At 42.7% G+C, this 22327-nt stretch carries 23 protein-coding genes; 16 read left to right on the top strand and 7 right to left on the bottom strand.

Annotation, left to right across the window (positions count from 1 at the left end):
• Positions 1–87: 87 nt before the first annotated feature.
• The 3 genes from BM736_RS12245 (at position 88) to argH (ending at position 3713) form a co-directional block, all read left to right on the top strand.
• The gene (locus tag BM736_RS12245) at positions 88–996 is read left to right on the top strand and encodes an ornithine carbamoyltransferase (protein WP_076412445.1); all 909 of its coding nucleotides are present in this window, start codon (positions 88–90) and stop codon (positions 994–996) included.
• Positions 997–1053: 57 nt separating this feature from the next.
• Positions 1054–2277, top strand: coding sequence for an argininosuccinate synthase (locus tag BM736_RS12240; RefSeq protein WP_076412443.1), 1224 nt, complete (start codon positions 1054–1056; stop codon positions 2275–2277).
• Positions 2278–2348: 71 nt separating this feature from the next.
• A complete protein-coding gene (gene argH / locus BM736_RS12235; protein ID WP_076412440.1) occupies positions 2349–3713 on the top strand; it encodes an argininosuccinate lyase in 1365 nt (454 codons plus the stop codon).
• A 159-nt stretch (positions 3714–3872) separates the two neighbouring features.
• Here argH and BM736_RS12230 read toward each other — a convergent pair whose 3' ends face one another.
• Positions 3873–6398, bottom strand: coding sequence for a penicillin-binding protein 1A (locus BM736_RS12230; RefSeq protein ID WP_076412438.1), 2526 nt, complete (start codon positions 6396–6398; stop codon positions 3873–3875).
• A gap of 186 nt (positions 6399–6584) precedes the next feature.
• Between BM736_RS12230 and BM736_RS12225 the strand changes: the two genes are divergently transcribed.
• From BM736_RS12225 to BM736_RS12185, 9 genes are all read left to right on the top strand, one after another.
• The gene (locus BM736_RS12225) at positions 6585–7664 is read left to right on the top strand and encodes a pilus assembly protein PilM (RefSeq protein ID WP_076412436.1); all 1080 of its coding nucleotides are present in this window, start codon (positions 6585–6587) and stop codon (positions 7662–7664) included.
• Entirely contained in the window at positions 7652–8230 is a 579-nt protein-coding gene (locus tag BM736_RS12220; protein ID WP_076412434.1) for a PilN domain-containing protein, read from the top strand. The genes BM736_RS12225 and BM736_RS12220 overlap by 13 nt, the downstream gene beginning before the upstream one ends.
• On the top strand, positions 8227–8847 hold the full coding sequence (locus tag BM736_RS12215; RefSeq protein WP_076412431.1) for a type 4a pilus biogenesis protein PilO: 621 nt from the start codon (positions 8227–8229) through the stop codon (positions 8845–8847). Before BM736_RS12220 ends, BM736_RS12215 begins: the two co-directional genes overlap by 4 nt.
• Positions 8844–9365 (top strand): pilus assembly protein PilP, encoded by a 522-nt coding sequence (locus BM736_RS12210; RefSeq protein WP_076412428.1) that lies wholly within the window; start codon positions 8844–8846, stop codon positions 9363–9365. The genes BM736_RS12215 and BM736_RS12210 overlap by 4 nt, the downstream gene beginning before the upstream one ends.
• A gap of 21 nt (positions 9366–9386) precedes the next feature.
• Complete coding sequence (locus BM736_RS12205; protein WP_076412426.1) at positions 9387–11432, top strand: type IV pilus secretin PilQ; 2046 nt, start codon at positions 9387–9389, stop codon at positions 11430–11432.
• A 222-nt stretch (positions 11433–11654) separates the two neighbouring features.
• Positions 11655–12170 (top strand): shikimate kinase AroK, encoded by a 516-nt coding sequence (aroK, locus tag BM736_RS12200; protein WP_076412423.1) that lies wholly within the window; start codon positions 11655–11657, stop codon positions 12168–12170.
• Between the two features lie 8 nt (positions 12171–12178).
• Positions 12179–13255 (top strand): 3-dehydroquinate synthase, encoded by a 1077-nt coding sequence (gene aroB, locus BM736_RS12195; RefSeq protein WP_076412421.1) that lies wholly within the window; start codon positions 12179–12181, stop codon positions 13253–13255.
• 17 nt (positions 13256–13272) lie between these two features.
• Positions 13273–14661: an AAA family ATPase gene (locus tag BM736_RS12190; RefSeq protein ID WP_076412418.1), complete on the top strand. Its 1389-nt coding sequence runs from the start codon at positions 13273–13275 to the stop codon at positions 14659–14661.
• A gap of 49 nt (positions 14662–14710) precedes the next feature.
• Positions 14711–15550 carry a Dam family site-specific DNA-(adenine-N6)-methyltransferase gene (locus tag BM736_RS12185; RefSeq protein WP_076412415.1) on the top strand — a complete coding sequence of 280 codons (840 nt, stop codon included), beginning with the start codon at positions 14711–14713 and terminating at the stop codon, positions 15548–15550.
• Positions 15551–15581: 31 nt separating this feature from the next.
• On the opposite strand, the gene BM736_RS12180 is transcribed toward BM736_RS12185, so the two are convergent.
• Together BM736_RS12180 and BM736_RS12175 are read right to left on the bottom strand one after the other, a co-directional pair.
• The gene (locus tag BM736_RS12180) at positions 15582–15767 is read right to left on the bottom strand and encodes a DUF2970 domain-containing protein (RefSeq protein ID WP_076412413.1); all 186 of its coding nucleotides are present in this window, start codon (positions 15765–15767) and stop codon (positions 15582–15584) included.
• A gap of 8 nt (positions 15768–15775) precedes the next feature.
• On the bottom strand, positions 15776–16129 hold the full coding sequence (locus tag BM736_RS12175) for a hypothetical protein (RefSeq protein WP_076412410.1): 354 nt from the start codon (positions 16127–16129) through the stop codon (positions 15776–15778).
• Positions 16130–16337: 208 nt separating this feature from the next.
• Between BM736_RS12175 and rpe the strand changes: the two genes are divergently transcribed.
• From rpe to trpS, 3 genes are read left to right on the top strand one after another with little or no spacing between them, the layout of a single operon-like run.
• Complete coding sequence (rpe, locus tag BM736_RS12170) at positions 16338–17012, top strand: ribulose-phosphate 3-epimerase (protein WP_076412407.1); 675 nt, start codon at positions 16338–16340, stop codon at positions 17010–17012.
• 3 nt (positions 17013–17015) lie between these two features.
• Entirely contained in the window at positions 17016–17717 is a 702-nt protein-coding gene (locus BM736_RS12165; RefSeq protein ID WP_076412404.1) for a phosphoglycolate phosphatase, read from the top strand.
• Position 17718: 1 nt separating this feature from the next.
• Positions 17719–18726, top strand: coding sequence for a tryptophan--tRNA ligase (trpS, locus tag BM736_RS12160; RefSeq protein ID WP_076412401.1), 1008 nt, complete (start codon positions 17719–17721; stop codon positions 18724–18726).
• 56 nt (positions 18727–18782) lie between these two features.
• On the opposite strand, the gene BM736_RS12155 is transcribed toward trpS, so the two are convergent.
• A complete protein-coding gene (locus BM736_RS12155) occupies positions 18783–19658 on the bottom strand; it encodes a LysR substrate-binding domain-containing protein (protein WP_076412398.1) in 876 nt (291 codons plus the stop codon).
• A 126-nt stretch (positions 19659–19784) separates the two neighbouring features.
• Between BM736_RS12155 and BM736_RS12150 the strand changes: the two genes are divergently transcribed.
• Positions 19785–20684 (top strand): DMT family transporter, encoded by a 900-nt coding sequence (locus tag BM736_RS12150; protein WP_076412395.1) that lies wholly within the window; start codon positions 19785–19787, stop codon positions 20682–20684.
• Positions 20685–20697: 13 nt separating this feature from the next.
• Here BM736_RS12150 and BM736_RS12145 read toward each other — a convergent pair whose 3' ends face one another.
• The 3 genes from BM736_RS12145 to BM736_RS12135 all read right to left on the bottom strand — a co-directional run bounded on the left by BM736_RS12145 (position 20698) and on the right by BM736_RS12135 (position 22320).
• Positions 20698–21267 carry a BON domain-containing protein gene (locus BM736_RS12145; RefSeq protein ID WP_076412392.1) on the bottom strand — a complete coding sequence of 190 codons (570 nt, stop codon included), beginning with the start codon at positions 21265–21267 and terminating at the stop codon, positions 20698–20700.
• 31 nt (positions 21268–21298) lie between these two features.
• A complete protein-coding gene (locus tag BM736_RS12140) occupies positions 21299–21889 on the bottom strand; it encodes a phosphoheptose isomerase (protein ID WP_076412389.1) in 591 nt (196 codons plus the stop codon).
• Positions 21890–21969: 80 nt separating this feature from the next.
• Entirely contained in the window at positions 21970–22320 is a 351-nt protein-coding gene (locus BM736_RS12135; protein ID WP_076412387.1) for a YraN family protein, read from the bottom strand.
• Positions 22321–22327 lie beyond the last annotated feature (7 nt).

Genomic DNA, 22327 nt, shown 5'->3' with positions numbered 1-22327 from the left:
TAGAAACAATAAATTCAACTTAATAGATAAATATCTGGCGACCTAAATGAAGTGGTTGCTAGGTGCCAGTTAAAGGAGAGCATGAGAATGAACCACCTGCTATCGATTAAAGATCTGTCTCAAAAGCAACTTCAAGAGTTACTAACGCTAGCAAAGCAGATTAAGGCAAACCCTGCTGAGTATAGTAATGCCCTTGCGGGTAAGAGTATTGCGACTATTTTTGAAAAGCCGTCGCTGCGTACTCGAGTCAGTTTTGATGTCGGTATCAATAAATTGGGTGGTCATGCGATCTACTTAGATCAGCAAAATGGTGCTATGGGCAAGCGTGAGCCAGTTAAAGATTTTGCGACTAATCTTTCTTGTTGGGTTGATGGCATCGTTGCCAGAACCTTTGCGCACTCTACCATCGAGGAGCTCGCTGAGCACGGTAGTGTGCCTGTGATCAATGCACTATCTGATATGTATCACCCGTGCCAAGGCCTAGCAGACTTTCTTACGCTATCAGAGCAGTTTGATGATGTCAGTAAAGTGAAATTAGCCTACATTGGTGATGGTAACAATGTGACACACTCTTTGATGTACGGTGCTGCATTGCTTGGCGCTAAGATGACAGTCGTATGTCCTCAAGGGCACTTCCCTGACGGTCAGGTTGTTGTTGAGGCGCAAGAGATTGCTGCTAAGCATGGCGGTGAATTAGTTTTAACATCAGACATCAGTGCGCTAGGCGAGCAGGATGCTATCTACACTGATACTTGGATTTCTATGGGTGATAACGCTGATATGGCTGAAATAGAAGCCAAATTTAAGCCTTACCAAATTAATGCAGAGTTGATGAGCAAAGCAGGCGCGAGCTACTTTATGCACTGTTTGCCAGCGTATCGTGAAGTTGAAGCAACTGCTGAAGTCGTTGATGGCGAAGGCTCTCTGATACTGCAACAAGCTGAAAACCGTATGCATGCACAAAATGCAGTACTTGTGACCTTACTGGGTCAATAACAAATTTACATATCGTCGACGGTTCGACGAAACAGTAGCAAGAATTAGGAAAAGAAGATGTCTAACGAAACGAAAAAAACAGGTGTTAAAAAGGTTGTTCTGGCCTACTCAGGCGGTCTAGATACCTCTGCAATTATTCCATGGCTTAAAGAGACCTATGATAATTGTGAAATTGTTGCCTTTTGTGCTGACGTTGGCCAGGGAGATGCAGAGCTTGAAGGGCTTCATGAGAAAGCGATAGCTTCAGGAGCATCTGAATGTCATATCGTTGATCTTAAAGAGGAGTTGGTAGCAGATTATATCTACCCAACTATCGCAACTGGTGCGATTTATGAAGGTACCTACTTACTTGGTACATCAATGGCTAGACCTATTATTGCTAAAGCTCAGGTAGAGGTTGCCCGTAAAGTAGGCGCCGATGCCGTATGCCATGGCTGTACGGGTAAAGGTAACGACCAAGTTCGTTTCGAAGGTTGTTTTGCAGCTCTGGCTCCTGATCTACAGGTTATTGCACCCTGGCGTGAGTGGGAGATGGTTAGCCGTGAAGACCTGCTTGATTACCTTGCTGAGCGTAATATTGAAAGTGCAGCTTCAGCGACTAAGATCTATAGCCGTGATGCGAACGCTTGGCATATCTCCCACGAAGGTGGTGAGCTAGAAGATCCATGGAACGAGCCTACTAAAGGCGTTTGGACCATGACTGTTGCTCCAGAGGATGCACCTGATGCACCTGAATATGTGACCTTAGAAGTTGAAAAAGGCTGTATCACTAAGGTTAACGGCGAAACTCTCTCTCCCTATGCAGCGCTGATGGTATTGAATGAAGTTGCTGGAGCACATGGTGTAGGTAGAATTGATATTACAGAAAACAGACTTGTGGGAATGAAGTCTCGCGGCTGTTATGAAACACCTGGCGGTACTGTGATGTTTGCAGCCTTACGTGCCATCGAAGAGCTAGTACTTGATAAGACCAGCCGTGAGTGGCGTGAGCAAGTTGGCGCTCAGATGGCTCATCTTGTTTATGATGGTCGCTGGTTTACGCCACTGTGTGAGTCACTATTAGGCGCATCACAGCCGTTAGCTAACCTAGTGAATGGTGAGGTGGTCATTAAGCTTTATAAAGGACAGGCACAAGCTGTTAAGAAGCGTTCACCAAACAGCCTTTACTCTGAAGAGTTTGCCACATTTGGGGAAGATGACGTGTACAACCAGAAAGATGCAGAAGGGTTCATCCGTCTTTATTCTCTATCGAGCCGTATCAGAGCGCTTAAAGGGCAATAAACCGCAGCAAATTATTTAATTTAAATAAAGGGCGCTAAGCGTCCTTTTTTGTAAAAGATGAGGATACCAGCATGGCATTATGGGGCGGCAGATTTAGCCAAGAGAGCAGCGCACTGTTCAAGTTATTCAATGATTCATTACCAGTTGATTACCGTTTGGTAGAGCAAGATATAGTAGGCTCAATAGCTTGGGCTGATGCCATCACTCAAGTTGGCGTTTTGACTCAGGATGAGTGCACAAGGTTACAACTCGCGCTTAAAGAGCTACTGGCAAAGGTTGAAGGCAAGCCAGAGCTAATTATATCGTCAGGTGCTGAAGATATTCATAGTTTCGTTGAGCAATCGCTAATTGCAAAAGTAGGCGACTTAGGTAAGAAGCTGCACACTGGCCGTTCTCGTAATGACCAAGTTGCTACCGATCTGAAGTTGTGGTGTAAAAAGGAAGGTCAGCAACAACTCGTATTACTTAATGGCTTGAAGCAAGCGCTCCTTGAGTTGGCTGAGCGTGAGTTAGATGCTGTAATGCCTGGTTATACTCATCTCCAGCGGGCTCAACCAGTTGCCTTTGGCCACTGGTGTCTTGCCTATGTGGAGATGTTCGAGCGTGATATAAGCCGTTTAGAAGATGCGCTGAAACGTGCTGACACTTGTCCTCTAGGTACAGGCGCGCTAGCAGGTACTGCTTACCCAATGGATAGATATAAGCTTGCTGAGTCTTTAGGTTTTGCATCGCCAACCCTAAATAGCTTAGATACAGTTTCAGATAGAGATCATGTTGTTGAGATCTGTAGTGATGCTTCAATTAGCATGATGCACCTGAGCCGTATGGCTGAAGATCTTATCTTCTTCAACAGTGGTGAGGCAGGCTTTATTGACTTAGATGATGAGGTGACATCAGGCTCATCATTGATGCCACAGAAGAAAAACCCAGATGCGCTCGAACTGATTCGTGGTAAAACTGGCAGAGTATACGGCAGCCTTATTGGTATCTTAACCACTATGAAGGCACTTCCTCTCGCTTACAATAAAGATATGCAAGAGGATAAAGAGGGCTTATTTGATGTGATGGATAGCTGGTCTATCTGTCTAGAGATGGCTGCTCTGGTATTAAGTGGTTTAAAGGTTAATCGTGAGAACACCCTCAAAGCTGCTCAGCAAGGCTATGCAAACTCTACCGAACTTGCTGACTATTTAGTTGCTAAGGGGATGCCGTTTAGAGAGGCACATCATGTTGTTGGTGAGGTTGTTGTTAAGGCGTTAGCTGAGCAAAAACCACTTGAAGATTTTGCGATAGATGAGCTGCAAGCGTTCTCATCAATAATTACCGATGATGTATATGATTGTCTAACGATTGAGTCATGTTTAGCTAAGCGGGAAGCTTTAGGTGGTACTTCATTAGCTCAAGTTCGTGCTGCTCTTGCGAGTAAATTAGCCTGATAATTGTTCAAATGATGAATGGTTAGAAAAATATTTTTGATGACGTCAAAAATAAGTCACTAATTTAAAACATTTATATCATAAAAAATGCCCCTTAAGTAAATCACTTAAGGGGCATTTTTATTTAGCTTTATATTCTATAAAACCAATACATAAAAGTTATTGAAACAGATCTTCTGCAGAATCATCGATGAATATATCGTTAGACTCAACAGCCTCTGTCGCGAACTCTTTAGGCTCAGTTCCCGAGATAAAGTACTCAAACTTACTGGTGTAATCTGTCTTGCGACTTAACTTTCCTGTTGCTAAATCAATTCTTACAGACACGATCCCCTCTGGCGGTGTTGTCGGTACTTCTGGGGTGCCGGCAAGGGCATTCTTCATAAACTCATTCCAGCCCGGGCCTGCTGTCTTAGCTCCGGCTTCGGCGGCAGAGATTTGATCTTTGGCAGCATTAGCATTCCAGCTAGTTCTACCTAACTCCTTGCTGTGGTCATCAAAGCCTACCCATACAGTAGTGGCTAGTTTAGGATTGAAACCACTAAACCAAGTATCGCGAGATTCGTTCGTTGTACCCGTTTTTCCGGCAATATCACGTCGATTAACCACTCGTGATGCACGCCAGGCGGTACCATTCCAACCTGTGCCCTTACTCCAGTTACCACCGCCCCAGATCACACTCTTAAGCGCTTCAGTAATGAGAAATGCAGTTTGCTCAGAGATAATCTGCTCAGCATAGCGAGCATCTGGTCCACCACAAATGTTCTCATCAGTGGCTTGTTCCTTTTGTTTAAACTCCTCTGCCATAGCAGCAAAAGGGTCATCGCTTTTTACTACAGCCGGAGCTGGAGTACAGGCCAAAGTTGGGTTAGATGTTTCAATGACATTGCCGTAAGAGTCTTCAATGCTCTCTACAAAGTAAGGCTCAACTTTGTAGCCGCCATTTGCAAATGTCGAGAACGCGGTGACAACCTGCAAAGGGGTGACTGAGTTAGAGCCTAAGGCGATAGATTCGTTTCTAGGAATGTCATCACGATCAAAGCCAAATTTAACTAAGGTATCAATAGCCATATCAAGGCCAGTGTAGCGCATGGTTCTAACTGACATGACGTTAACAGATTGAGCAAGGCCAACACGCAAGCGAGTAGGACCTGTATATCTGTCTGGAGAGTTCTTAGGGCGCCAAGCTGTACCTTGTCTGGTGTCGGCGTTATTGATTGGTGCGTTATTGATTAAGGTTGAAAGTGTATAGCCTTTCTCAATAGCTGCGGTATAGATGAATGGCTTAATATTCGAACCAAGTTGACGTTTAGCTTGGGTGACACGGTTATATTGACTCGTGTGGAAGCTAAATCCACCAACGAGGGCCTGTATTGCACCATTTTGTGGATCGAGTGAAACAATTGCACTAGAAACTACAGGGATTTGAGAAAGTTGCCAGAACTCTCCATTATTGCGTAGCCAAACCTTTTCACCCACAGTGAGCACATCTGCCGCTGCCTTAGGTGCTTTACCTTGGCGCTTATTGGTGATGAATTTACGAGCCCACTTTAATCCTTGCCAATCAAGCTGAATCGTTTCTCCATCAGAGGTAAGCACTGAGGCGCTTTGTTCATCGATCGACATGACTGCGGCAGGTATTAGCCCCTGAAAAGCTCTTGTTTGTTTAAGGTGCTCGAGAATACTCTCTGTTTCTAAAGGCGTGTCTGTCCACAATACATCAATAGCACCGCGGTACCCGTGTCTTTCATCATAGGCGTAAACGTTATTTCTTAATGCCTGCTGGGCATCTAACTGTAGCTTAGAATCAATACTGGTATAGATATTATAACCACCGGTGTAAGCCTCTTCCTCTCCAAATTTATCGACAAGATAATCTCGTGCCATCTCCGAAATGTAGGGGGCGTAAAGGTTGATTTCAGCACCATGATAACGTGCAGAAATAGGGGCCTGAATAGCATTTTTGTATTGAGTCTGAGTGATGTTTTTCTTCTCAAGCATACGGCTTAACACCCAGTTACGGCGGTTAGTTGCGCGCTCTGGATTTCGAATAGGGTTGGCTGCAGATGGAGCCTGAGGAAGGCCAGCAATCATAGCCATTTCTGGTAGTGTCAGCTCCTCTAACTCTTTACCGTAATAAACCTGTGCAGCGGCTCCGACACCATATGCACGGTTACCTAAGAACGAACGGTTCAGGTAAAGCTCTAAGATCTCCTCTTTAGACAGCGCTTTCTCAATCTTTATCGCAAGAAATATCTCTTTAATCTTACGGATATAGGTTTTCTCACGGGAGAGGAAAAATCCACGAGCAACCTGCTGAGTGATCGTACTCGCACCTTGGCTCTTTTTACCTGTGGTGATAAGAATTATTGCTGCACGAGTGATACCTATAGGGTCAATACCGTGGTGCTCAAAGAAACGTGCATCTTCAGTATCGAGTACAGCATTAATTAGCATAGGTGGAACATCTTGAAAAGACACTGGAATACGTCTCTTCTCACCAAACTGAGAGATAAGCTTTCCGTCATTACTATAGATACGTAATGGGGTCTGAAGTTTAACTGTCTTTAACGTATTAACGTCAGGAAGATCAGGTAACACATAGAAATATGCTCCAGCAATAGCTCCTATGCCTAAAAGGCCTAGGCTAAAAAGAGCAATAATAATACGTTTAAACCACTTCAACTGATGATTCCAATAATTTTAGCAAGGACAATAGTATATAAGGGGATAGCCTATTGGTGAAGTTAAAAATAGTTGTCAAAAAAATGGCAATTGTAAAACCTTGAAACATTCTGTACAAATATCTATAACGAGTTGATTTTGTGCTAATCTAATTCCTGAACAATAACAAAAAAGTGACTATGGACTATGCTTTCGAAATTATGGAAGCGTCAGGCTCCGCAGATGGTAGGGATCGATATTGGTTCCCATGAAATAAAGGCTGTACTGCTGAGTAAGACGGCTGACGGATACAAAATTGTAAGTCATGCTGCAGTGCCCGTAAAAAAGGGCGCCGTAAATGATCACGAGATTAGAGACAGTGATGCGATCACTGAGTCTTTGAAACAGGTGAAGCGTAGCTTACCCAAAAGTGCGAAATTTGCCTCAGTAGCAGTATCTGGCTCAGCTGTTATGACGAAAGTGATCTATATGGATGCGGCATTAAGTGAAGAGGAGATGGAGGCTCAGATAGAAATTGAGGCTGATAACCTAATCCCATATTCGTTAGATGAAGTAAGTATCGATTTTGAAACATTGAATACAAATAGTACCGACCCGACAAAAGTCGATGTGCTATTGAGTGCATGTCGAACTGAAAACATTGATGTCAGAGTTGATGCCTTAGACGAGATAGCCTTAGAGGCTAAAGTGGTCGATATTGAAGGGTACGCATTAGGCCGTTCCTATGAAATTGTAGCCTCTCAATTACCAGGGGAAGCCGAGGGGAAGGTTGTAGCCCTTGTTGATATTGGTTCCAACATTACTACTTTTGCCGTAGTAGAAAATGGTGAAACGAGTTTTACTCGTGAGCAAGCCTTCGGTGGAGAACAGTTTACTCAATCGATTCTTTCATTTTATGGCATGTCCCACGAACAAGCGGAAAAAGCAAAGATTGAAGGTGACCTTCCTCGAAACTATATGTTTGAAGTGTTATCACCTTTTCAGACTCAGTTGCTGCAGCAGATAAAGCGTACTTTACAGATCTATTGTACCTCCAGTGGCAAAGATAAAGTGGATCACATTGTGTTGTGTGGAGGAACTTCTAAGCTTGAGGGTATGGCAAATTTATTAACTAATGAGTTAGGTATCCACACAATCATCGCAGATCCTTTTCAAGGCTGCTTACATGCAGATGATGATGTTAAGACTCGACTTCAACCAAATATAAATAAATATATGGTGGCTTGTGGGTTAGCGCTGAGGAGTTACTCTCAATGGCGAACATAAACTTACTACCTTGGCGTGAAGAAGCACGAGAAAAGCAGAAGAAAGATTATATTGGACTACTCGCTCTAGTCTTCTTAGTTTCCTCATTGTTCGTTTATCTCTCTTTAATGTTTGTGGAGATGATGACTGATAATCAAAAATCAAGAAATGCATACCTTCAGACAGAAATTAGTTTGTTGGAGAAGCAGATTGCTGAAATCAAAGAGATAAAAACTAGAAAGAAAGATATTGAACGACGCACAGAGATTATTTTAAACCTACAGCAATCGAGAAACTTGCCGACTCATGTACTCGATGAACTTGTGCGCATAGTGCCTCCTGGGATCTACCTTTCGAGTATTGAAAAGAAGGGGAGTCTGTTATGGATTGAGGGCCGCAGTGAGTCGAATAATAACGTGGCGAATATGATGAGGAAGGTCAAAACCTCTACCTGGTTACATGACCCTAATATGCAATCAATTGTGGCTCAGAGTGCTGAAATGAGACAGTTACAACGCTTCAATCTAAAAGTAACCATTAGAGCATCAGAAGATAAAACTGAAGTGGCACAAGGAGCGAGCAGATGAATCTCGACTTGGATCAGTTTAACGATATCGACTTTGAAAATGTCGGTGGTTGGCCGCCACTGGTTAAAATTGTTTTTGCCGTACTGCTAGCTGTTTGTATCTTTGTTGCAAGTTATTTTTTGTTTGTCTCTGATGCAATTGATGAGCTTAACACTGTCCAGAATCAGGAAGCTGCTCTCAAGACTGACTTTAAATCCAAATACCAATTGGCAGCAAATTTAAAACTTTATAGAGAACAGTTGGCCATTATGGAGCTGCAGTTTGCTGAGCTGCTTAAAATGCTACCTTCTCAGAATGAAATGCCAGGTCTAGTCGATGATATTACTTTTGTTGCGACAGACTCAGGATTGAAAATAGACAGTCTAGATTGGCGTGAAGAGATTCAGAGAGACTTTTATATCGAGTTTCCTATCAGTATGTCGGTAAGTGGTGAATACCATGAACTAGGCCAGTTAGTCAGTGGTATAGCCAAGCTTCCTCGTATTGTCAGTTTGCATGATTTTGTGATTAAGAAAACTGATGATGGGGCGCTGGGGATGGAAATCCTAGCTAAAACCTATCGGTTTAAAGAGGGAGCTTCACTACCTCCAGAAGACAGTAAGGGGGCTAAAAAATGATTGCTAGATTACTTTCTTTAGGCCTTTTTTGTCTGTTTTTAACCGGTTGTGTTGGCGACCGTAGTGATTTAGAGCTATTTGTTACTACTACCAAGTCGCAACATGTAGCACATATTCCGCCATTGAAAGAAACACCTAAGTTTGAACATTTTGTATATCAAGCTGATTTGATGCGAAGTCCTTTTGTGCCTCCTTCAAGAGAGTTAACCGAGGAGGTGATAGATACAACCAAGGACTGTATTCAACCAGATCTTAATAGGCGTAAAGGACGGCTTGAAACTTATGCGTTAGATAGTTTGAAAATGCGTGGAACTTTGAGCGAACCAGATTCAATTTGGGCTCTGGTAGAAACAAACGATGGTAGTGTTTACCGTTTGGGTATTGGTGAGTATTTAGGGCTTTATAATGGCCGTATCGCTAAAGTCTCTCAGCAAATGGTCGAAATAATTGAATTAATTCCAGATGGATCAGGTTGCTGGACTGAAAGGTCAAGCAGCATGGAACTTACTGGTGAATAACAAGCGAAGGATGAGGGAATAATGGAATCTTCTGCCGCGATAAAAAACTTTTTTAATGTGTCTTCTCTTTTTAGAGTGTTCGGTGCTTTTATTTTTATAATGAGCGCTTCAAATGCTGCGGCTGAAAACCGCTTGGTGGATGTAAAGTACCATGCAGTTGTAGACCATCAATTAGAACTACAGCTAATTTTTGAGAATGATATAACGGCACCTGAAATATCACTCAATGCAGAGCCTGCTCAAATCAACTTAGGTTTTGATGGCACTATTTCTGGATTAGAGAAAGACAGCATACCTGTGGATACAGTTGGTGTTGAACTGATTGATATTAGTCAAGCTGGCGGTGTCATGCAGGTGGTAGTGACGCTGAATAACGTTAAGGCTTATAAGGGAAGGCTTGAAGGTAATACCTATAACCTAACCATCAATGATGAAGTTGCTGATCGTAATGAAGTGGCTACTAATCCTTTTATTAACGGTATCGAGAACATAGATTTTAGAAGAACCTCAGTAGGTGGTGGCGAGTTACTGGTTAAATTAAACAACAGCTCAGTTGCTGCGAATGTTAAACAGGTTGGTTCTAAGCTTGAATTGCAACTTTACAATACTGAGATCAGTGAAGAGCTCCTTTACGTGATGGATGTTCAAGATTTTGCCACGCCAGTGCGTAGTTTTGAAACATTTAAAGATGAGTTAACAACACGCATTTTAGTCGATATTTCAGGCCAGTATGAGTACAACTATAAGCAAGAGGGTAGCCTTTTTCGCCTAAGTGTTAAGAAAGCTGAAAAGCTAAAAGTGGCTAAAGAAGAGAAGAAATATGATGGACGTTCATTGTCACTAAACTTCCAAAGCATCTCAGTCAGAACCGTTTTGCAGATTATTGCCGATTATAATAATTTTAACTTAGTGACCAGTGATACTGTTGAAGGTGATATCACCTTACGTTTAGACGACGTACCTTGGGATCAAGCTTTAGATCTTATCTTGCAAACTAAGGGGTTAGATAAACGAATCGAAGGCAATATCTTAATGATTGCGCCTAGCGAAGAGCTAGCAATTCGAGAAAGCCAGCAGTTGAAAAATCAGCTGGAAGTGAAGGAGTTAGCGCCTTTATATTCTGAATATCTTCAAATTAACTACGCAAAAGCGACTGCGATTGCAGAGCTTCTGAAAAGTGAAGAATCTAGTTTATTGACGACACGAGGCAGTGTTGCAGTTGATGAGCGTACCAATACCTTGTTGGTGAAAGATACGGAAGAGACACTTGAGAATATTCATAGACTGATTGAAGTGCTAGATATACCAATACGTCAGGTACTTATTGAAGCGAGAATGGTAACGGTCAAAGACAATGTCTCTGAAGATCTTGGCATCCAATGGGGAATTACCGATCAGCAAGGTGATAAAGGAACCTCTGGTAGCTTAGAAGGCGCGGAGAGCATTGCTAATGGTCTTGTTCCAGCTTTAGCCGATAGGCTCAATGTAGCCTTACCTGCGCCTGCTGGAGCCGCTAGTATAGCGTTCCATGTCGCCAAACTTGCTGACGGCACAGTCCTTGATATGGAGCTAAGTGCTTTAGAGCAGGAAAATAAGGGTGAAATCATCGCTAGCCCGCGTATTACTACCTCTAATCAAAAAGCAGCCTATATCGAGCAAGGTGTGCAAATTCCTTATGTTGAATCTAGCTCTAGCGGTGCTTCAACGGTAAGCTTTAAAAAGGCGGTGTTATCACTACGTGTTACGCCGCAGATAACGCCAGATAATAGGGTTATTTTAGACTTAGAGATTACTCAAGATTCAAAAGGTGAAGTTGTAGATACACCTCTAGGTTCAGCGGTTTCAATTGATACGCAACGGATTGGTACCCAAGTGCTAGTCGATCATGGTGAAACGATAGTGCTAGGTGGTATCTATCAGCAAAACTTAATTAGCCGTGTGAGCAAGGTGCCAGTGCTTGGTGATATTCCTTTTGTTGGCTTCCTATTCAGGAGTACTTCAGACTCTAATGAAAGACAGGAGCTATTAATATTTGTAACTCCTAAAATCATCTCTGAAGAGTTATAGAGACACCTGATAGTCTAAAGTTAAGCCAGTGTATGAAACACTGGCTTTTTTATGTTCTAGTGACTAATTTTACATTATGTGTGATACATGGGTTGCCATTGATAGGGTTTAACTGAGATAATCAACGGTCAAGTCTCATTAGAGCAAGGTAACATTTTAGGTCGATTTTATTTTTTCAAATCGGCGTCCGCAAACTTCATATAAGATTCAGACGTAAAAGCAATGGCTGAGAAACGTAATATTTTTCTAGTAGGCCCTATGGGGGCTGGTAAAAGCACAATAGGCCGTCATCTAGCACAGATGCTACACCTAGACTTCCACGATTCAGATCACGAGATTGAAAAGCGCACTGGTGCTGACATCGCGTGGGTTTTTGATGTCGAAGGTGAAGAGGGCTTCCGCGTTCGCGAAACACAAGTAGTCGCAGACTTAACTGAAAAGCAAGGTATCGTTCTAGCGACAGGAGGGGGATCAATTCAAAGTAAAGAGATCCGTAATAATCTCTCTGCTCGTGGAATTGTCGTCTATTTAGAGACCACAATCGATAAGCAAGTTGCTCGTACCCAACGAGATAAGCGCCGTCCGTTACTACAGGTAGACGACCCAAGAGAAGTTTTGGAAAATCTAGCTGAGACTCGTAATCCTTTGTACGAAGAGATTGCTGATGTCATAGTAAAGACTGACGAACAAAGTGCAAAAGTAGTAGCTAATCAAATTATTGAACAGTTAGGTTTCTAGGCGGAATAATGAAGCAGATTCAGGTTGAGCTCGGTGACAGAAGTTATCCTATAGTTATTGGCCAGGATTTGATGAGTTGTGGCGAGCATTTTGCTCGCTACCTCCAAGACAAGAAAATTCTAATTGTTACAAATGACACGATAGCGCCACTCTATTTAGAGTCGCTACAGTCTACATTAGCTGAGTTTGATTGTGCTGAGCCCGTTATCTTACCTGATGGCGAGCAATACAAAACGATCACTCAGATGGATGATATCTTTACCTCCCTTTTACAACAAAACCTTGGCAGAGACACTGTTCTTATCGCGCTAGGTGGTGGTGTTATTGGTGATATGACCGGCTTCGCTGCCGCGAGTTATCAAAGGGGTGTTGATTTTATTCAAGTGCCAACGACACTACTTTCCCAAGTAGACTCATCTGTTGGTGGCAAAACTGCTGTTAACCATCCCTTAGGTAAAAACATGATAGGTGCCTTCTATCAACCTAAGCTGGTGGTCATCGATACTTGTTGCTTAAGTACACTTCCTGCTCGAGAGTTTGCCGCAGGTATGGCCGAAGTTATTAAGTACGGTATCATCTGGGATGAAGAGTTCTTCCAATGGTTAGAGAATAATATTTCTCAACTTAAGTCATTAGAAACAGAAGCTTTACAATATGCAATTGGTCGGTGTTGTGAAATTAAGGCTGAGGTTGTTGCTGAAGATGAAACGGAGAGAGGGGTGCGTGCGCTGCTCAATTTGGGTCATACTTTCGGACATGCTATCGAAGCTGAGATGGGCTACGGCGTCTGGTTACACGGTGAAGCAGTTTCTGCTGGCACAGTACTTGCTGCAAATACAGCTAAACAGATAGGTTTAATCGATGAGTCAATTGTTTGTCGGATTACTAAGATATTCCAAGCATTTGATTTACCAGTTTCACCTCCGGATTCAATGAACTTTGAACAGTTCATTAAGCATATGCGGCGAGATAAGAAGGTACTAAAGGGTCAAGTTAGGTTGGTGCTACCTGAAGCTATAGGCAAGTCAGGAGTATACAGTGATGTGACTGATGAGGTACTGGAACAGGTTATTCGCTGCACTTAGATTGATGTGGTGTGTGAGTGACATTTAACGACTCGATATTATTACCTAGCCAAGAAACCCTTGTTCAGAGACTGCAGCACGTTAGTCTTTATGGGCAACAGTTAATCGCCGTTACTGGCGGGAATGGCTCAGGTAAAACAACGCTAATTACTTCTCTTCTCAATGAACTTGAGGAGTTTAGCTCTGCACTCGTTACTTGCCCCAAACATTGTGAAAGTAGTGAAATTCGCCGAAAAATATTAGTTCAGCTATTTTCAGATCCCGTTTTTGATGATGAGATCCCATTAGCCGATACCATATTACGCCTATCTTCATCGCTGCCTCAATCTTCATTTATTGTACTAGATGATGCGCATTACCTCCCTATGGAGCTAATTGCTGAATGTATCATGCTAAGTCTGCTCGATATTCCTGGAAAAAACCTATCGTTGACTTTGACCTGTAGCCAGTCATTTTTTGATGAGCTTGAAGCTGGACTATCAGATACCCACCAAGAAACTCTGCTTTGTATTAATATTGAGCCTCTAGCTGCAAAGGAGAGAGAGGCCCTGTACTACACGTTACTGAGTCGTAGTGCTGAGGACCCTTTTACACCAAGGGAGATAGTTAAGTCTCAATTGGAAAAGCAGTTAGGCAACCCACAAGAGGTCGTCAATTTACTTGAATTATCACTTAATGGGCAAACCTCAATAGAGCCACCTCGTCGTTGGCCTAAGGGGCTGCTTGCAGGCCTGTTACTGCTTGTCGTTTGTATCACTTCTTTACTCTTGTTTATTATGCCTTCAAGCCAGGCGATTAGCCCCTCAATAGATAAAACGGTTACACAAGCATGGGGGAAACCAACGACGTTAGTGACATATGGTGAGCAAGTACTGGTTGGATATTTTGAGAATCGAGCCTATCTATTGGATAAACAGCGCGCAGAAATATTGCTAGCGAGCCAAGAGAAAAAGCATACTGAATCTCTGCTCTCTGCAGAGTCTTCGACAGAAGTTATTAGCAAGCCGGATACAGCGCTTGCCGAAAACAAACCAGAAGTTTTTACTGCAAAACCGGTCGAAATTATAGAGCTGCAAACGAATAAGCAGCCTACACCCGTTGAGGTTAAACAAGATAAGCCCGTTATTACTGATGGCTACACGCTCCAAATTGCCAGTGTACGCAAAGCAAAATCACTAAAGAACATCTTATCAGCCTTAAAGCCTGAGTCAGAGGTGAGCATTGCTCGTCACGGGGATCGTTGGATTGTCTTACTCGGGGAGTTTTCATCACTTGGGCTAGCAAATGAAAAGGCGCGTAGTTTGGTGGAAAAGTATCAAATTGGTTTACCTTGGGTCAGGCAGTTAAAAGATATAGTTGATTATGAGCGACAAGATAGCCTTGCTATTAATGATATTCCTATTTAAACAGAGTACAATCGACACCTTCTTTTGTCTTAGCATTCAATCAATTTAGATGAGTAAAAAACAGAGAGCCTTTCTGAAGTGGGCTGGTGGAAAATTTAAACTGATTGATGCACTCTCGGAGCACCTGCCTGAGGGAGATCGCTTAGTAGAGCCATTTGTTGGAGCAGGCTCCGTTTTTCTCAATACAAATTACTCTAGCTATCTTCTATGTGATATCAATCAAGATCTTATTAATCTCTATAAGATTGTTCAAACTGAGCCTGAAAGATATATTGAAGCCGCAAAGGCGATGTTCGTTGAAGAGATGAATGATAAAGAAGCCTACTACAAAGTAAGAGCTGAATTTAACCTCACCAGCGACCCATTTATTCGCTCAGTCTATTTCCTTTATATGAACCGTCACGGATTTAATGGCTTATGCCGTTATAATCGTAAGGGTGGGTTTAATGTCCCCTTTGGCTCATATAAAAAGCCTTACTTCCCAGAGAAAGAGCTACGTGCTTTCTCTGAAAAAGCGCAATGTGCAGAGTTCAGGTGTATCGGTTATGAGCAAGCTTTTGAGTTAGCCACCGAGGGCGATGTCGTATATTGCGATCCACCTTATGCGCCGCTATCCACCACAGCAAGTTTTACCACTTATGTGGGTGCAGGCTTTAGCTTAGATGACCAAGCGTTATTGGCCAGAGAGTCTCGTCACACCGCAATTGAACGTGGAATTCCTGTTTTGATCAGTAACCATGACACTCCGCTAACAAGAGAGCTTTACCATGGTGCCAATTTAGACACGATTAAAGTGCAGCGTAATATCAGCCAAAAAGGCAGTGGACGTAAGAAAGTAGATGAGTTGATGGCGTTATATGATGATCGCTACCACAGTGAAAATGATTAATATTCTCTTAGTTGGCTAACGATTACGTGTGCTAAGCAAGTACCTGTTTTACGATAAATATAAGCGTTATTATCAAGATAACGGCTAAAAGTATTCCCATCAAGATGAAAGGCAAAGGCGAGCTACTTTGAAAGTCCCTTTGCCTATTCTGTTCGCTTTGTACCCCAAAAAAGGCTGCTGCAGTCGTTAAAAATAGCTGCCAGAACTTAATAAGCATTAACTGAATTAAAAGCTGTTTAACTTACCGTTTGCAGGAGTCACTTCATCGAGTGGACTATCGTTATGGCCGTAAAGCAACTCGAGAAGGTCAACAAAGTGGAGTTGATTTGACTGGCTCTTACCAGTGAACCAATTGCTCCAGCTGAGATCTTCATTTTGACGAGCGCATCGGTTATTAGGATGGCTCGCAGGTAAGGAGGAGTTGTATGTTGAGTTTGCGCTACTGCATACACACGCTGAAGCTGATTCAGTTGATGAAAGGTTTTGAACACTCAGAGCTGTAACGGCGAGTACGCACGCTGAAGCCGCAAGAAAACAAGCTGATTTAATGCTCGCAGTGAGCTTATGTCCATTTTTCATCATATATCCTTTAATCAAACAGCCCTCACAGGTCGCGTAATTATAGCAAACCCGTTTATATTTTGAACATTTTTTTTAGTTGAAAGATAATATCATATAAAGGTATGAGTTTTTTGTGAATGATGCTGTTTAATTTGGCATAGGCTCTAGAGCCTAAAGTCAGCAAAAGGTAGAATAGCGTACTTCTTAGACACTGTATGAGTTTGCTATGCGCCCTTTTCTTATCGCTCCCTCTATTTTATCTGCCGATTTTGCCCGTTTAGGTGAAGATGTTGATGCTGTTCTCAATGCTGGCGCCGACGTGGTTCATTTTGATGTTATGGATAATCATTATGTGCCTAACCTGACAATTGGTCCTATGGTTTGCCAGGCGCTGAGAAACTATGGGGTTACTGCTGATATAGATGTTCACCTGATGGTTAAGCCTGTTGATCGCATGATTGGTGATTTTGCAAAAGCTGGTGCGTCAATCATCACATTCCACCCTGAAGCGACAGAGCATTTAGACAGAAGCTTACAGTTGATTAAAGAGTCAGGTTGTAAAGCTGGTTTAGTCTTAAACCCAGGTACACCCTTACATTGCTTAGACCATGTTATGGATAAGCTAGATGTCATTCTTCTTATGTCGGTTAACCCAGGTTTTGGTGGTCAGTCCTTCATCCCATCAACTTTAGATAAGCTGAGACAAGTTAGAAAGCTGATCGATGATAGCGGCTATGATATCCGTCTACAGGTCGATGGTGGTGTTAAAGTGGATAATATCGCTGAAATTGCAGCCGCTGGTGCAGACATGTTTGTAGCAGGCTCAGCTATTTTCAATAAGCCTGACTATAAAGCCGTTATCGATGAGATGCGTAGTGAGCTTGCTAAGGTTGATGCTTAATCTATGAGCTGCTGGAAAAATATTAAGGCAATTGCTTTTGATCTCGATGGAACATTGATTGATAGTGTTCCTGATCTTGCTGCTGCCACTCAAGCAACGCTTGAGGAGTTGGGCCTAGCATCATGTTCTCAAGAGCAAGTGAGAGGCTGGGTTGGTAATGGTGCTCAAGTATTAATGAGTCGTGCACTCAGTTTTGCCTTAGACCGAGAGGTTGAAAGTGAGGAACTTGAAAATGCGATGTCTCGTTTTATGCATCATTATCAAGTGCACTTACAGCAGCACAGCTTGTTATACCCAGGAGTAAAAGAAAGCCTAGCTCAACTCGCACAGCTTGGTTTTCCCCTTGCGATAGTAACGAACAAACCTCATAAGTTTACTCTGCCGCTTTTAGAAGCCTTCAGAATTCGAGATTATTTTTCGACGATTTTAGGTGGTGACTCCTTAGCCAAAATGAAGCCCGATCCTATGCCTTTGACCCATATTCTTGCTGATTGGCAGCTAGAGCAAAGCGAGCTTTTGATGGTCGGTGATTCGAAAAATGACATTTTAGCTGCAAAAGCTGCTGGTATTACCTCGATAGGCTTGACCTATGGGTATAACTACGGTGAAGATATCGGGCTGAGTGGCCCAAATGCGGTCTGTGAACAATTTAGTGAAATAATGACGCTGCTAAAAAGTAGCCTTAAAGCAACGGAGCAAGAATAGTATGACTAACCCCGCAAAACCCATAGTACTTAGCGGTGCTCAACCGTCAGGTGAGCTGACCATTGGTAACTACATGGGTGCATTAAGACAGTGGGTAGCTATGCAAGATAGTCATGACTGCCTGTATTGTGTCGTTGATCTGCATGCCATCACTGTTAGACAAGACCCACAAGCATTAAGAGATGCTTGTTTAGATACTTTAGCGTTATACCTAGCTTGTGGTGTAGACCCTAAGAAGAGTACTGTATTTATTCAGTCACAGGTGCCACAGCACACTCAACTAGGTTGGGCGCTTAACTGTTATACCCAGATGGGTGAACTGAATCGTATGACTCAGTTTAAAGATAAATCTCAAAAGCATGCTAACAACATTAATGTCGGTTTGTTTGGTTATCCTGTACTTATGGCGGCAGATATTCTTCTGTATCAGGCTAATGAGATCCCTGTTGGCCAAGATCAGAAGCAGCACCTAGAGTTAACTCGTGATATTGCAACGCGTTTTAATAATGCCTACGGTGATACTTTTACTATTCCAGAGCCATTCATTCCTGAGTTAGGCGCTAAGGTTATGTCGCTACAAGACCCGCTTAAGAAGATGTCTAAGTCTGATGATAACCGTAATAATGTTATCGGCTTGCTTGAAGATCCTAAAAAGATCATGAAGAAGATTAAGAAGGCGATGACCGATAGCGATGAGCCACCAGTTGTTCGTTTTGACACTGAAAACAAGCCAGGTGTATCTAACCTATTAAGCTTGATGTCAGGTGTTTCAGGCAAGAGTATTGCTGGCTTAGAGGCTGAATTTGAAGGCAAGATGTACGGTCATTTGAAAGTGGCAACAGGTGAAGCTGTTGTAGAGATGATTGAACCGCTACAAGCGAGATATCGTGAGTTCAGAGAAGATACTACCTTCTTGAATCAAGTGATGAAAGATGGTGCTGAAAAAGCTCAGGCTCGTGCCGAAGTGACAGTGAAAAAGGTCTACGAGAAGATTGGCTTGCTAGTATAAGTGAGTTTTTGAGTTTGTGATGAAAGCCGGCAGTTAGCCGGCTTTTTTGTGTAAGATTAGTTTTGAGCACAGATCCAAGCGATGAAAGCAGCTATGGCAGGCTCTTTTATCCTGCTCTTCTTACAGCTAAAGTTAAACTCAAAGCCTGTATGAATATCGGGTAAATTCAGAGCGATAAGGCGTTTATCTGCAATATCATTCATCACCATAAAGTCAGATGCTAATGCAACTCCTTGGCCTGCTATAGCGGCTTCTATGGCAAGTAACACGTGGCTGAATATATGTTCTTGCTGGCTATCAGGAAACGCGACTTGATTAGTTTGACTCCATCTCTGCCAGTCTAAGCCTAAAGGCCCTTCATCGACAGTGAGAAGAGGCTGTTTGAACAGTGAATCAACGCCAATCGTATCACCTATATCAAATAGCTCTGGGCTACACACAGGGATTAGTCTCTCTTGATGAAGTAGCTTGTGCCAGAACCCAGAGTGGCCACTTTGGCCGCTGATAAACATATCGGCGACAGAGTCAGACAGTTCAGGATCGTCAGTGATCATAATTAGTCTGATCTTGATATCAGGATACTGTCTCCTAAAGTGGCTAAGTCGAGGGATCAGCCACTTCACGGCAAAAGAGCTGTACACAGCTAACCTAAGCTCCTGGCTTTGTCCGCCAGATATCTGTTGATTAAGCCCACTTAAGCTATCAAAGATCTGCGTAAGCTCCTGATAAAGCAATTTTCCTTTTGAGGTTAGCTTTAACTGCCTCCCTTCCCGTTTAAATAGCTGTTCAGAGAAGTGCTCTTCCAAAACCTTTACTTGGTGGGAAACGGCGCTTTGGGTGATGCACAATTCATCAGCAGCCCGTGAAAAATGTTCCTGTCTGGCGGCTGCTTCAAATACCTGTAGAGCGCGTAAAGGGGGAATTCTTCTCATCTCTTCTATCCTAGGTTAAATCTCATTCATGAATGTAATTCATGTATGATTAGAAAGCATCATTTCAGCTAAGGTATTTATCTCGATATTATCCGACCCATAAACCCCACATGAGTTTTGAGATAAATGAAACCTGCTGTCATGCTCGCTATAGCGATACTTGTTATAGGGAATCTATTTAGTGCTTTATATGATGTTTCGGTGAAATGGTTACCGGATGATGCCAATGCTGCTACTTTCCTACTGGTGCGCCAGCTCACTGCAGTACTTATGATATTGCCATTTTGGCACTATACAAATAGGCCTAGAACATCCCATATGAAGTTACATATGTTTAGGGCTAATCTGGGCGCCTTCGGTGCTTTGATGCTCATCATGGGCCTTATGTCTCTTCCCTTAGCTACAGTGAGTTCACTGTTCTATTCGGCGCCTTTGATGATTATGATCTTAGGTGGCCTGTATTTGAAAGAGAAGATCTCAAACGTGCAGATAATGGCGTCAATTTTAGGCTTCATCGGCATATTGATTATCTTAAGACCTAGTGAGATGAACCTGTTTGGCCTGTTTGTTCTAGTGTCTGCGCTGACGTTTGCCGTGAATCAACTCGTGCTTAAAAAGCTACCTAACAGTGAGTCAGCATCAACAACATTGATGCTCTATAACCTGTTTAGTATTCCTCTTGTGATCTTGTTTGTTTATCTTCAAGGCTTTTCAGGTTTCAGCTGGGAGCTGCTAGCCGTTGCTGTGGCAAGCAATAGCTTCCTGTTAATTTATCACTGGCTTTGCGTATTGGCATACAGACGAGCTAAAGCGAGTGAAGTCGCAATAGCGGAGTACACAGGCCTGATATTTTGTGTGTTTTTTGGCTGGTTGTGGTTTGGAGAATGGTTAGATGCTTTAAGCTGGTTTGGTGCAGGGCTTATTGTTCTCCCTTCACTACTTCTACCTTGGTTGTTCTCCGGCGTTAGCAAGCAGCAGATCACTGCCCGCATTAGCCAGTATTACTTGAGTCATCGTAAAGTGTGAAGCTAGATTTGTGTTAAGAACTCGGCGTTTGAAATACCTTAATGACCTTACGGACACCAGCGGTATTTCTCGCTACATCAACAGCAAGTTCGACTTGATCACGAGCTACAACGCCGAGTAAAAATACTTCACCATTTTCAGTGATCACTTTAATACGTGTCACATCAAGGTTGTCTGTATTTAACATACGACTCTTAACCTTTGTGGTGATCCAAGTATCGTTACTTCTGGTGGTAAATGATGTGGGGTTACCGATGCGGATCTGATTGTGAATTTTTCCGCCTAACTTTAAGTCTTGAACTGCACGAATAGCTTTATCTCTTAACATTGAGTTAGGAGCTTGGCCAATCATCAGGGTATTACCGTTCATAACGACACCGGTAATATTTGCCTGGTTTTTCACATCTTCTAGTTTTGCCAGTTCACTGGAAATCTGAAAGTCAGCATTCGTATCATCAAGCTGAGTTTGAAAGCTCCGCTCATCGTTGACCATCATAGCGCCGCCGACTGCACCGACCATAACGGCTCCGGCACAGCCTTGTAGCATGAATAAAATTGCCATCATTGGTAGCAATCGTCTCATGCTTTGGTTCCTTTTACTGGCAGGTTGATCATTACTGCTCATCCTGAGGGAAGAGAGTGCGATCGATATTGTCACAAAGACAATGAATAGCGAGCAGATGAACTTCTTGAATACGTGCAGTACTGTTCGAAGGTACACGGATCTCAACGTCATTAACGCTTAACAAGCCAGCCATTGCACCGCCGTCTTTACCCGTCAATGATACTATGGTCATGTCTCGGCTTAATGCCGCTTCCATAGCTTTAATGACGTTACCTGAATTACCGCTTGTTGAGATAGCAAGTAAGATGTCACCAGGTTGACCAAGTGCCATAATCTGCTTAGAGAATATCTCATCGTAGCTGTAATCATTAGCAATCGCAGTAATCGTTGAAGTGTCACAACTTAGTGCGATAGCAGGCAATGGTGGGCGCTCAATCTCATAGCGGTTTAATAGCTCCGCAGAGAAGTGCTGTGCATCACCAGCACTACCACCGTTACCACAGGCTAGAATTTTATTACCGCCAAGGAGACATTGAACCATCATCTCAGCCGCTTTTTCGATAGACTCAGGAAGTGCTTCAGAGGCATCGATTTTAGTTTGAATTGAATGGGTAAAGCTGTCTTTAATACGTTCTAACATAGGTAAATCCTTAACTTTAGAGCTGTAGTTATCATGCCATAAGTTCATCGAGACAGATGGCATGAAACATTAATTTTGTTTTAAAAAGCGTTTTGTAACCAGTTTATCTGGTCATCATCAATAGCAATGAGATCGAAGCGGCAGATAGCATCAATATGGTTGAGCTGTATAAAGTGCTCAGCCGCCCGTTTCAATCTCTGAATTTGCTTATTTCCTAGTGCGTTTATTGCACCACCATAGCGACCCGATGAACGATATTTAACTTCTACAAATATCCATTCTTCACCTTGTTTCATAATCAGGTCTAGTTCACCAAATTTGTACTTTATATTTTGCTGTACAAAGGTGAGCCCTTGTTGTTCCAAGAACTCTCTAGCTAATCGCTCACCTGCTTGGCCGGAGGCTTGAGTCGCAAGCTGCTTATCATCCATGATAATG

Source organism: Shewanella sp. UCD-KL12 (genome assembly GCF_001957125.1).
In the GTDB taxonomy this organism is placed as follows: domain Bacteria; phylum Pseudomonadota; class Gammaproteobacteria; order Enterobacterales; family Shewanellaceae; genus Shewanella.
This window is presented reverse-complemented; position numbering and strand designations above follow the sequence as displayed.